Genomic DNA, 10,315 nt, shown 5'->3' with positions numbered 1-10,315 from the left:
GATTTGTGCAGTGCGGGATTACTCCGCGCACATATTATCAGCAGCGGCTCTGTTTAAGGTGGAACCCGCGGCCTGTGATCTGGTTTCTCATACGCCTCGGTGCGCCGAAGGCACACCCGAAAACAGGAAACCCAAGGAGTGGCAGATGAACGCGAAACAGCTCATTCTCGCCGGCTGCGCGGTAATGGCCCTGAGCATCGGCACCGCCCAAGCCGGTCCGTGCGATATGACCGGAAAATCCGCGAGCACACAGGACGCAGGTTCGGGACCGACCCCCGGAAATAAGGGTCAGACGACAGGTACCGCCCCCGGCGCATCCACCGGTCAGCATGCGGCCAACAGCACCATGAACCGTGCAGCCGGCGATGTCGCGACGTCGTCGCAAGACGCCCAGAAGCAGATGCAGGCTCAGCCGACCGCCGCGCAGCAAGCACAGGGGGCCAAGTCGACCGATCAAGGTTGCTGAGGGAGGGGAGAAACCCTCGTCTCGTGCTAAATTGATTCTGAAGAAACGCGAGTCGGGAGGCCATCCAATGTTGTCGCGCCGCGCTGTTGTGCTCATGTTAGCGGTCGGAACCGTGTTCGGTGGGAGCTTGCCGGCTTTGGCGAGATCCCGCCGCACCGATCCGATCCGGATGCTTGACCCGGATAACGACGGCACCGTCGATCTCGCGGAGGCGAAGAAGGCGGCGTCTGCCTTGTTCGACAGGCTGGATCCCGATCGCGATGGTACGCTCGACAAACGCGAACTTAAGGGAAGATTGAGCGCAAAGGAATTGGCCGCCGCCGATCCCGACCGCGATGGAACGCTGACAAAGGATGAATATCTCGCGGTCGTCGAGCAGCGCTTCAGTGCGGCCAATCCCGACAAGGATGGAACTCTGGATGCCAAGGAACTGAACACCGCGGCGGGAAAGGCCTTGTTGCGCCTGTTGCGATAGCCCCAGGGCCTTCAGGGTCCAGGGACTTCAGGGTCCAGGGACTTGGCGTCGCACCACGCACGTTGCGCTTGCATGGCGGCTGACGCGGTCTTAGGTTCTCGGCAGCGCGAGGTTCGCGCCACAATGGAATGAGGAGACCCCGATGGCTTGGAAAACTCCGAAAATCGTCGAAGTGCCGGTCGGCATGGAAATCAACATGTACGCCTGCGCCGCGCGCAAATAATCGCGTCGAGACGACTTGGCGGCCTCGAGGATTGGCGCTTCGCGCCCAGCCTCGGGGCCGCGGCCGTTTTAGCGGCTCCTCAAACCTCTTTCGTATCGAAGAAGTACAGGTCCGCGCCGCCATCCGCAAAATTGGCGAGGTCGCCAGCGGTCGCTTTCCCTTCGGCAGAACCAAAGGCGGCTTTGATCGCGTCGAGCGAATCAAAATATAGCGTCGCGACCAGATGAATGCCGCTCGCGCCAGCGGGCGATGCGACGGCTCCCTTGCTCACATCATATTTTTTCAGGCCGGGAAGCTTTTTCGCCAGCGGCACGTGAGTCGCGAAATAATACTTGTCGAAGGCGTCCGTGTTCTTTGGTGTCTTATAGAGGACGACGAGTTTGGCCATTTAGTTCTCTCCTTGAAACGGGAGCGTTGACTACCATAGCCGTGGAAGCGGTCCAACAAGGCGGCGGCACCGATTCTTTTACCGCTGTGGCAGCTTATGATCGCTGCTTTGTGATAGGGTTTGTTTTCAGGTCAGCCGTGCTATCGCTTTCCACCCATCGGAACGCAAATGCCCGTTCGCGCGAGAGCAATTGGAGTCGTCAGCGTTTGCATCGCAACGTTACTCCCGTTTGGCGGACACGCCGAAGGCATCGACACCGAACATATCTTCGCTTTCATGATCGGCACTGACGTCGGCAACGTCGGCGAACGGGAATTCCAGAGCCAAACCACGGGGCGGTTTTCCAGGGCCGGCGGCAATTACCGCGCGATCGGCCAGGAATTCGAGCTGGAATTCGTGCCCCTGCCGAATTTCAGGGTCGAACTGGGAGGCACATTTGCGACGCATGGCATCTTTGGCGTCCCTGGCTTCGCCAATCGCAACCAGTTCGAGGGGCAGGGGATTTCGCTCGATCTGCGCTACCGGTTTATGGACCGGGAAAAGAACCCTTTTGGCATGACGTTGGCGGTGGAGGGTCACGCTGACCGCGTCGATGAGACAACGGCGGCGCGGGTGCGCCAATACGGCACCGAATTCACACTGGCGTTCGATCGCGAACTGATCCCGAACCTCGGTATCGCGGCCGTCAACCTGATCTATCAGCCGGAATGGACGCGCATGCTTGCGACCGGACAGGCGGAGCGGGAGTCCACCGTGGGCGCTGCGCTGGCCGTCATGGCTCAAATTCGCCCGGGTTTTTTCCTTGGCGGCGAGGCGCGGTATTTCAGGAAATACGAGGGCATCGGCCTGGACGATTTTGCCGGCCAGGCGCTGTTTGTCGGACCCACTGCATTTCTCAAACTAACCGACCGTTCCAGGCTGACGGCGAACTGGAGTTTTCAGGCCTGGGGCCGTTCGGCCGGATCAACCGCCGCCCTCGACCTCGCCAATTTCGAACGCCATCAGGCCCGGCTCGTGCTTGGGGTCAATTTCTAGGCCGCCGCGCGTTTGGGATACTCACGCCCTCTTGAAACTTCACCGCGTTGCGTTCGTTTCTATTGTGCTATTGTTGCTGCGGCGCAAGGATAAAGACATGAATCCCATCGACCTGATCGTGACCGTGTGCGCAGTGCTCGCGCCGGCGACCTGCGAAGAAACCCACCTGGTGTTTTCCTATAGCGGCTCGTTGCAACAGTGTGCGAGGGCGGCCCCGCCCTATATCGCGCAGTGGGTGGGCGAGCATCCGAAATGGAATGCCGTGCGCTGGCGCTGTGAATATCCGCATACCAACGACAAGGCGGACGTGGGCGGTGCGACGCCCGCAGGCTGATCGTTGGCGTCGTCCCCGCCAACGGGTCCGGCTTCGCCGGCCCGCTGACAGGCTCCGGCGGGGACCCATAACCCCTGGCCTTGCTTGTAACGACGCGCCGGTCCCACAAGGACACTGAGGCCTTCCCAGAATATTAATGACACGGAATCCGGGCCCCGCCTTCGCGGGGACGACGTGGGAATCGTTGCGTTACTTGTTGCAATCCTTCAAGTCTTTGTCGGCGATCGAGAACACCGCGTCGGCCCTGATCTCGATATCGCGTACGACACATTGCCTGGCGTCGCGATACCCGACCCTGGCGTCGTAACGCCCGGGCTCGATGCCGGTGATGCGCAGCCGCTCGTCATGGTCGACCTCCTTGTCCCGATCATTCAGGGCCTGGTTGGGTCCCCAACTGTTCTTGCCGGCAGGCGAAAGTTCAAAATTTGAAATTGTCGCCGTGGTCAGATTCCAGAGCCTGATGCCTTTGCCCTGCGCCACAAGCTCGGAGGTGGAGAGCAGAACGGCGGTGACGGCAATCGATAGACGCAACATGTGGCCTCCCGTGTTTTTTCGTTATAGTAGCATGGTTCCGGACCGCATCGGCAGGAGACCCGCGATGATCATTTCCCGATGGATGCAGTCAGCTGTCTGCGCGTTGGCCGCGATGGGAACGGCGACCGTTGCCGCGCGCGGCGATGACATCAACGATTATCCGACGAATGCGCGGGTGGAGTATGTGTTCGGCTGCATGAAAGCGAACGGCGAAACCCGGCAGACCATCGATCAGTGTTCCTGCTCGATCGATGTCCTCGCCTCGCTACTACCTTATGATCGATATATTACCGCCGAAACCGTGCTGAGCATGTCGCAGGTGCGAGGAAATCTTGGCGGCCAGTTTCGCTCGTCCGAACAGGCCAATAGCGCCCTGAACGATCTGCGACGCGCCCAGGCGGAAGCTGAAGTGAGGTGTTTCTGAGCAAGTCACCTCTCCCCGCAGGGGAGAGGGCGGATCGCATCGCCAGATGCGATCCGGGTGAGGGGACTCTCTGCGAGTCCGAGCGCGTGGAGAGTCCCCTCACCCGAAGCCTGCGCTGCGCTCCGGCTTCGACCTCTCCCCTCCGGGGAGAGGTAAGAGGGGTCAAATGCCGGAGCCCTCGACCTTCCATTCGCTCTGAAATATGTGGCCGTCGGTGTCCTTGGCCTCGACGCGGAAACGTTTGGCGCCGTTCGGGACGTAGGTGAACCTGATATTCGGATCCTCGGAAATCGAAATTCCGCCTTCCATCGACAGCACCAGAGTGTCGTCCTGCCACACCCGTAATTCGTTGACAAAGAACGCCGGAACATAGAGCTGTGTGACCTGGTCCATCTGCAGGCCGGAATTGTTCGGATGGCCGATCATGATCTGGGCTTCGCGCGCGCCGCTTGCCGGTCCCTCGCCAGCCTTGGCAAACTGCCTGAGGCGAATCTGGCCCAGCCTGCCCTTGGCTTCCTCGGCGTTTTTGGCAGCCGGCGCCGAACAGCCTCCAGAGGCCTTGACGTAGGTTTTGGTCATGTAGAGTTGACCGTCGCTTAGTTCGGCGACCGCATGGACGTCGGTATAGTTGTTGACGCGCACGCGGGTGGAAATTTCAGAGACCGATGCATCCGGTCCCAATTCGAAACGCGCCGCCATCGGGGCGGGGTTCTGGTCGATCACCAGCGTAATCGCCACCACGCGTCTGCTGTCGCCGGGAGGCAGCGTCGCGCGCAGGGTGACCGGGACAATCGCCGCGTCTTCGGCGCGAACCGGCATGTCGATGGCGATTACGCCGGCGCCGTCGTTCATCGACCGGTTGTTGAAGATGTCCTGCGCAAGACCTGGCCAGGGATCGTACGGCTCGGCAGCCATGGCCGGCGCCACGCCGAAATTCATGGCAACCAGCAGACCGGCGAGCCAGGGCAGGCGGGAATGACGTCGCAACATCGTCGCGATCCTCTCAACGGCCGAAGCAGTGGAACCGGTTATACTCCCTCGCGCCGGTTATTCCCATTCAATTTCCGAGAATGCCGCCGTTGCATTGCGCGCGTTGTAGTCGTCGAAAAGTTCCCACCGTGACCGCTCGGAGGCCGCGGCGCTATCCGCCGCAACCGTTATCGTTTTCCCCCCGGAAATCAGCCCGCGGACCTCCGCCATCAGCTTTTCGAGATAGCGGCGTTCATCGGCAAGGGCCGCCGGCCATTCGCTCACAACTCCGTGACCGGGAACGACGCGCCGCACCGGCATCGCGCGAAGTTGGTCGATGACCGCGAGCCAGCCACGGATACTGCCGTCCAGCACCGGTACATGGGTGAGGAACACGAGGTCGCCTGCGAACAAGGTGCCGGTTTGTTCGTCGCGCACCGTGAGGTCGTTGTCGCTGTGCGCAACGGGCCACGCCCGGACGCGCAACTTTCGGCCCCCCAGGTCCAGTTCGCGCTCCCCGTCCACTAAAATGGTCGGCGGTATGATGCGGACTTCGCCAATCAGCTCGTCCCCCATGATCCGGCCAAACGCATCCAGATAGAATTGCCCGCGCGCGGCTAGTGCGCGGGGCAGGTTCTTGTGGCCGACAAAGCTTGTTCCCTCGTGCAAGAATGCTGCATTTCCAAAGACATGATCCGGATGACCGTGGGTGTTGATGACATAGCGGATCGGCTTGTCCGTACGGGCGCGGATGGCCGCGAGCAATCGCCGGCCCTCGCTTACGCTGCCGCCGGTATCGATCACCGCGAGGCAATCGTTGCCGACGATGAAGCCGATATTGGCGGTCGCTCCCTGGTTTTCGCGCGTCATGAGTTCAGTCACGCCGATGTGAACGAAAAGTCCCGGCGCGACTTCGCTGACCGGCAGCGGGCTTTGCTGCGCCCTCACAAGCTCTGGCGCGACCAGTGTTGCGAACACGGCCAGCGTTGCAAGGCGATGATTCATCGTCCGCCTCATGTCGATATCGCGCCGACTGCTTCGCGCAAGCGCTCAAGCTATTGCATCGCAGCACATAGCAGAGCGCAACGAATCGCAAACTTTTAATTTCTGTTGCACGCTCTGGATGACGGGCATAGCATTTGGTGGTTTCCGGCTTAAACTGGACTCCGGTTCACTAAAACTGCCGACGTTCTTTTGAAAGTCGATAGCGGGTGAAAGAACTGAAAGTGTGACAACTTTCGGAAAAATGCTATCCGTATCAAGCGTTGACGCTGGACGCATCCGAGCCCAGTGCGCCAAATAAATAAAACTTGAAACAACGTGGGAGGTCTCGTTATGCGCAAGTTGCTACTCGCAACCTGTCTTGGCGCTGGGGCGATATTCGCCGTTAGCGCCGCCAATGCCAACGACGCACTGAACCAGCTGTCGCAAGACCCCAAGGGCTGGGTCATGCCGGCAGGCGATTATGCCAATACGCGCTACTCGAAACTCAATCAGATCACCGCGGCCAATGTCGGCAAGCTTCAGGTCGCATGGACGTTTTCGACCGGCGTACTGCGCGGCCACGAGGGCGGCCCGCTGATCATCGGCAACATGATGTATGTGCATACACCGTTCCCCAACAAGGTCTATGCGCTCGATCTCAATGACGAGAACAAGATCGTCTGGAAATACGAGCCGAAGCAGGACCCCAACGTCATCCCGGTGATGTGCTGCGACACGGTGAACCGCGGCGTGGCCTATGGCGACGGCATGATCTTCCTGCATCAGGCCGACACCACGCTGGTCGCACTCGATGCCAAGACCGGCAAGGTGGCGTGGAGCGCCAAGAACGGCGATCCCGGCAAGGGCGCCACCGGAACCTCGGCGCCGCTGGTCATCAAGGACAAGGTGCTGATCGGTATCTCCGGCGGTGAGTTCGGCGTGCAATGCCACGTCACCGCCTATGACATGAAGTCAGGCAAGCAGGTCTGGCGCGCCTTCTCCGAAGGGCCGGACGACCAGATCATGTTCGACCCCGACAAGACCATGGAGCACGGCAAACCGGTCGGCAAGGATTCCAGCCTGAAGACCTGGCAGGGCGATCAATGGAAGATCGGCGGCGGCTGCACATGGGGCTGGCTGTCGTACGATCCCGCCTTGAACATAGTCTATTACGGCTCGGGGAATCCCTCGACCTGGAATCCGAAGCAGCGTCCGGGCGACAACAAGTGGTCGATGACCATTTTTGCGCGCGACGCGGATACCGGCATGGCCAAGTGGGTCTACCAGATGACACCGCATGACGAATGGGATTACGACGGCGTCAATGAAATGATCCTGAGCGACCAGCAGATCGGCGGGGCAGCGCGCAAGCTGCTGACGCACTTCGATCGTAACGGGCTCGGCTATACGCTCGACCGCGTCACCGGCGAGTTGCTGGTGGCCGAGAAGTTCGATCCGAAGGTCAACTGGACCACCGGCGTCGACATGAACAAGGGTTCGCCGACCTATGGCCGTCCCAAGGTCGTCGATCAATATTCGACCGAGAAGCAGGGCGAGGACGTCAACAGCAAGGGTATCTGCCCGGCCGCGCTCGGCACCAAGGACGAGCAGCCGGCGGCCTATTCGCCGGATACGCAGCTGTTCTATGTGCCGACCAACCACGTCTGCATGGACTACGAGCCGTTCAAGGTGAGCTACACCGCGGGCCAGCCCTATGTGGGCGCAACGCTGTCGATGTATCCGCCTCCGGGTGCGACCCACATGGGCAACTTCATCGCCTGGGACGGCAAGACCGGCAAGATCGTCTGGTCCAACAAGGAGCAGTTCTCGGTGTGGTCCGGCGCGCTTGCCACCGCAGGCGGCGTGGTGTTCTACGGAACGCTCGAAGGCTACCTGAAGGCGGTCGACGCCAAGACGGGCAAGGAGCTCTACAAGTTCAAGACCCCGTCCGGCATCATCGGCAACGTCACAACCTACGAGAATGGCGGAAGGCAGTACGTCGCCATCCTGTCCGGCGTCGGCGGTTGGGCGGGCATCGGCCTCGCGGCCGGCTTGACCGATCCGACCGCAGGTCTCGGCGCTGTCGGCGGCTATGCTGCGCTGAGCAATTACACCGCGCTCGGCGGAACACTCACGGTGTTCGCGCTGCCGCAGTGACCTGACGAAATCGTGCCGGCGCGTGGAACCTTCCGCGCGCCGGTTCGTCTGTCATCGAACGTCGAGGAAATGCTCTTGCGTAAAATCTGCTTGGTGGTTGCTGCGATGATCCTCGCGGCATCCGGAGGAATCGCTTTCGCCCAAGGTCCTGGCGATCCGGCCGCGGTTAAATCGGAGGACGGTAAATATCTGGATAGCGATGGCGACCCGACGTTTAAAGTCGCGCCCGATGGTACGGTCGACTGGTACACCTATTCCGGTTACCGCCGTTATCACTCCGACTGTCACGTTTGCCACGGTCCCGACGGCGAGGGGTCGACCTATGCGCCCGCGCTGAAGAATTCGGTCAAGACCATGAACTACGGCGACTTCCTCGGCGTGGTCGCGAGCGGTCGCAAGAACATCGGTACCGCGCAGGACAACGTCATGCCGGCATTCGGGGACAATCCGAACGTCGCCTGTTACATGGACGATCTCTATATCTATCTTCGCGCCCGAAGCGTGGACGCGGTAGGACGCGTCCGGCCTGCGAAGCGCGAAGACAAGCCTCCTGCAGCGCAGCAGGCGGAAGATTCCTGTCTGGGCAAGCGCTGATCGAGGCGGGCTCGCGCGACGTCGGGGCAGCTCGATGCCTGTCCGGCGGTCCGATCAACAAGGAGAGACGGCGATGACAAATGCCGCGCCGCGCCGCTGGCCGTTGATGGCGTTGGCCGCCGTCGCCATGATGCTGACACCACAGGATCGATTGCGAGCGCAGGTTCCGGAAGGCACCGATCTGTCGATCGAGCTGGTGGACCCGAAGGTGCTGCGGGTATGCGCCGACCCGCGCAATCTGCCGTTCTCGAATGAGAAAGCCGAAGGCTTCGAGAACAAGCTCGCCGAGCTGTTCGCCGAGAAGCTGCAGAAGAAGCTCGACTACATGTACTTTCCGCAGGCCACCGGTTTCGTCAAGATGACGCTCGGCGCGCATCGCTGCGATGTCATCATGGGATTTCCGCAAGGAGACGATCTGGCGCAGGGCACCAATCCCTATTACCGCACGGCCTACGCGCTGGTCGCGAGGTCGGGCAGCGGCCTCGACGACGTCACGACGCTGGAGGACGGGCGTCTCAAGGGCAAACGTATCGGCATCGTTGCCGGCACGCCGCCGGCCACCAACATGGCGGTCAACGGCCTGATGATGAATGCCAGGCCGTATCAGCTGATGGTCGACACCCGCCTCGATTCCTCGGCGGCGGCGATGATCAAGGATCTGATGTCGGGAGAAATCGACGCCGCCGTGTTGTGGGGACCGATGGCGGGCTACTACGCCAAGCAAGCCAACCCGCCGCTTCACCTGACACCTCTGGTCAAGGAAACAACGGGACCCCGGCTGGTGTTTCGCATCGGCATGGGGGTTCGTGCCGCCGACCAGAACTGGAAGCGGCTGCTCAACCGCCTGATCCAGGAGAACCAGCCGGCCATCAACAAGATCCTGCTCGATTTCGGCGTGCCGCTGCTTGACGAAAATGACAGGCCGATCGGCACGGAGACCACAGCGAAGCGGCCGTGATGCGGAAGCTTGCGCGCGTGATCGCCGGCCTGCTGATCCTGACCATCCCGGTGCGCGCTCAAACCAATCCTCCGGAGCTGGAAGGATACCGCACCGACAATTATCGCGCGCCTGTTCCCGCGACGCTTGCCGGCGCGCGCGTGCTTGCGACCGAAGAGGCCGAAGCGATCTGGCGCGCCGGCACGGCGGCTTTCATCGACGTGCTGCCGCATCCGCCAAAGCCGCCAAATCTTCCCGAAGGCACGATCTGGCGCGACAAGCCGCGGCACAACATCCCGGGCAGCGTATGGCTGCCTGACACCGGCTACGGCATGCTTGGGGCAGCCACCGAAGACTATCTGCGCGCGGGGCTTGCCCGTGCCAGCGGGGGCGACACCGCAAAACTGCTGGTGATCTACTGCCAGGCCGATTGCTGGATGTCATGGAACGCCGCAAAACGGCTGCTGTCGTACGGCTATTCCAATGTGGCCTGGTATCCCGATGGCACCGACGGCTGGCAGCGCGCCAACTTGCCGGTCGAGGAATCGCAGCCGGTGCCGCGCTAAAGCATGATGGCTTTGGATTGAATCGGCAGCGTCGCCGCTCTTCACCTCTCCCCCAGGGGAGAGGTCGAAGCCGGAGCGCAGCGCAGGCTTCGGGTGAGGGGACTTTCTGCGCGTTCTGAGTGCGTGGCGAGCCCCTCACCCGGATTTGCCGCTGCGCGCCAAATCCGACCTCTCCCCTGCGGGGAGAAGTAAGAAGCGCGCCTCCGCGTCAACCTAATCCATCACGCGC

At 61.4% G+C, this 10,315-nt stretch carries 14 protein-coding genes; 10 read left to right on the top strand and 4 right to left on the bottom strand.

The window, feature by feature from the left end; translation table 11 throughout:
- The first annotated feature begins 145 nt into the window (after window positions 1-145).
- The 3 genes from VGP39_RS16545 to pqqA all read left to right on the top strand — a co-directional run bounded on the left by VGP39_RS16545 (window position 146) and on the right by pqqA (window position 1,164).
- Entirely contained in the window at window positions 146-466 is a 321-nt protein-coding gene (locus VGP39_RS16545; protein ID WP_327569181.1) for a hypothetical protein, read from the top strand.
- Between the two features lie 169 nt (window positions 467-635).
- Complete coding sequence (locus tag VGP39_RS16540) at window positions 636-941, top strand: calcium-binding protein (RefSeq protein ID WP_414644697.1); 306 nt, start codon at window positions 636-638, stop codon at window positions 939-941.
- A 142-nt stretch (window positions 942-1,083) separates the two neighbouring features.
- The gene (gene pqqA / locus VGP39_RS16535) at window positions 1,084-1,164 is read left to right on the top strand and encodes a pyrroloquinoline quinone precursor peptide PqqA (protein WP_009031067.1); all 81 of its coding nucleotides are present in this window, start codon (window positions 1,084-1,086) and stop codon (window positions 1,162-1,164) included.
- Between the two features lie 79 nt (window positions 1,165-1,243).
- Here the strand turns inward: pqqA and VGP39_RS16530 are convergent, their stop codons facing one another.
- Complete coding sequence (locus VGP39_RS16530) at window positions 1,244-1,552, bottom strand: EthD family reductase (protein WP_327569179.1); 309 nt, start codon at window positions 1,550-1,552, stop codon at window positions 1,244-1,246.
- 168 nt (window positions 1,553-1,720) lie between these two features.
- On the opposite strand from VGP39_RS16530, the gene VGP39_RS16525 reads away from it, so the two are divergent.
- Both VGP39_RS16525 and VGP39_RS16520 read left to right on the top strand, forming a co-directional pair.
- The gene (locus tag VGP39_RS16525; protein ID WP_327569178.1) at window positions 1,721-2,587 is read left to right on the top strand and encodes a hypothetical protein; all 867 of its coding nucleotides are present in this window, start codon (window positions 1,721-1,723) and stop codon (window positions 2,585-2,587) included.
- Between the two features lie 97 nt (window positions 2,588-2,684).
- Entirely contained in the window at window positions 2,685-2,921 is a 237-nt protein-coding gene (locus VGP39_RS16520; RefSeq protein ID WP_327569177.1) for a hypothetical protein, read from the top strand.
- 189 nt (window positions 2,922-3,110) lie between these two features.
- On the opposite strand, the gene VGP39_RS16515 is transcribed toward VGP39_RS16520, so the two are convergent.
- Window positions 3,111-3,455, bottom strand: coding sequence for a hypothetical protein (locus tag VGP39_RS16515; RefSeq protein ID WP_327569176.1), 345 nt, complete (start codon window positions 3,453-3,455; stop codon window positions 3,111-3,113).
- Between the two features lie 112 nt (window positions 3,456-3,567).
- On the opposite strand from VGP39_RS16515, the gene VGP39_RS16510 reads away from it, so the two are divergent.
- Window positions 3,568-3,879, top strand: coding sequence for a hypothetical protein (locus tag VGP39_RS16510; protein ID WP_327569175.1), 312 nt, complete (start codon window positions 3,568-3,570; stop codon window positions 3,877-3,879).
- Window positions 3,880-4,041: 162 nt separating this feature from the next.
- On the opposite strand, the gene VGP39_RS16505 is transcribed toward VGP39_RS16510, so the two are convergent.
- Together VGP39_RS16505 and VGP39_RS16500 are read right to left on the bottom strand one after the other, a co-directional pair.
- Window positions 4,042-4,869, bottom strand: coding sequence for a quinoprotein dehydrogenase-associated SoxYZ-like carrier (locus tag VGP39_RS16505; RefSeq protein WP_327569174.1), 828 nt, complete (start codon window positions 4,867-4,869; stop codon window positions 4,042-4,044).
- Window positions 4,870-4,926: 57 nt separating this feature from the next.
- Complete coding sequence (locus tag VGP39_RS16500; protein WP_327569173.1) at window positions 4,927-5,853, bottom strand: quinoprotein relay system zinc metallohydrolase 2; 927 nt, start codon at window positions 5,851-5,853, stop codon at window positions 4,927-4,929.
- Window positions 5,854-6,183: 330 nt separating this feature from the next.
- On the opposite strand from VGP39_RS16500, the gene xoxF5 reads away from it, so the two are divergent.
- From xoxF5 to VGP39_RS16480, 4 genes are all read left to right on the top strand, one after another.
- Window positions 6,184-7,989 (top strand): lanthanide-dependent methanol dehydrogenase XoxF5, encoded by a 1,806-nt coding sequence (gene xoxF5 / locus VGP39_RS16495; RefSeq protein ID WP_327569172.1) that lies wholly within the window; start codon window positions 6,184-6,186, stop codon window positions 7,987-7,989.
- Between the two features lie 105 nt (window positions 7,990-8,094).
- Window positions 8,095-8,583: a c-type cytochrome, methanol metabolism-related gene (locus tag VGP39_RS16490; protein WP_327569171.1), complete on the top strand. Its 489-nt coding sequence runs from the start codon at window positions 8,095-8,097 to the stop codon at window positions 8,581-8,583.
- Window positions 8,584-8,710: 127 nt separating this feature from the next.
- Entirely contained in the window at window positions 8,711-9,541 is an 831-nt protein-coding gene (locus tag VGP39_RS16485) for a substrate-binding domain-containing protein (protein ID WP_414644696.1), read from the top strand.
- Complete coding sequence (locus VGP39_RS16480; RefSeq protein ID WP_327569169.1) at window positions 9,541-10,086, top strand: PQQ-dependent catabolism-associated CXXCW motif protein; 546 nt, start codon at window positions 9,541-9,543, stop codon at window positions 10,084-10,086. The genes VGP39_RS16485 and VGP39_RS16480 overlap by 1 nt, the downstream gene beginning before the upstream one ends.
- The last annotated feature ends 229 nt before the right edge of the window (window positions 10,087-10,315 follow it).

This window comes from Bradyrhizobium sp., assembly GCF_036009065.1.
Classification (GTDB): Bacteria; Pseudomonadota; Alphaproteobacteria; order Rhizobiales; family Xanthobacteraceae; genus Bradyrhizobium.
This window is presented reverse-complemented; position numbering and strand designations above follow the sequence as displayed.

Coding starts and splice junctions, on each gene's coding strand:
- VGP39_RS16545 (WP_327569181.1), top strand. CDS start 146: ATGAACGCGAAACAGCTCATTCTCGCCGGCTGCGCGGTAATGGCCCTG.
- VGP39_RS16540 (WP_414644697.1), top strand. CDS start 636: ATGCTTGACCCGGATAACGACGGCACCGTCGATCTCGCGGAGGCGAAG.
- pqqA (WP_009031067.1), top strand. CDS start 1,084: ATGGCTTGGAAAACTCCGAAAATCGTCGAAGTGCCGGTCGGCATGGAA.
- VGP39_RS16530 (WP_327569179.1), bottom strand. CDS start 1,552: ATGGCCAAACTCGTCGTCCTCTATAAGACACCAAAGAACACGGACGCC.
- VGP39_RS16525 (WP_327569178.1), top strand. CDS start 1,721: ATGCCCGTTCGCGCGAGAGCAATTGGAGTCGTCAGCGTTTGCATCGCA.
- VGP39_RS16520 (WP_327569177.1), top strand. CDS start 2,685: ATGAATCCCATCGACCTGATCGTGACCGTGTGCGCAGTGCTCGCGCCG.
- VGP39_RS16515 (WP_327569176.1), bottom strand. CDS start 3,455: ATGTTGCGTCTATCGATTGCCGTCACCGCCGTTCTGCTCTCCACCTCC.
- VGP39_RS16510 (WP_327569175.1), top strand. CDS start 3,568: ATGGGAACGGCGACCGTTGCCGCGCGCGGCGATGACATCAACGATTAT.
- VGP39_RS16505 (WP_327569174.1), bottom strand. CDS start 4,869: ATGTTGCGACGTCATTCCCGCCTGCCCTGGCTCGCCGGTCTGCTGGTT.
- VGP39_RS16500 (WP_327569173.1), bottom strand. CDS start 5,853: ATGAATCATCGCCTTGCAACGCTGGCCGTGTTCGCAACACTGGTCGCG.
- xoxF5 (WP_327569172.1), top strand. CDS start 6,184: ATGCGCAAGTTGCTACTCGCAACCTGTCTTGGCGCTGGGGCGATATTC.
- VGP39_RS16490 (WP_327569171.1), top strand. CDS start 8,095: ATGATCCTCGCGGCATCCGGAGGAATCGCTTTCGCCCAAGGTCCTGGC.
- VGP39_RS16485 (WP_414644696.1), top strand. CDS start 8,711: ATGATGCTGACACCACAGGATCGATTGCGAGCGCAGGTTCCGGAAGGC.
- VGP39_RS16480 (WP_327569169.1), top strand. CDS start 9,541: ATGCGGAAGCTTGCGCGCGTGATCGCCGGCCTGCTGATCCTGACCATC.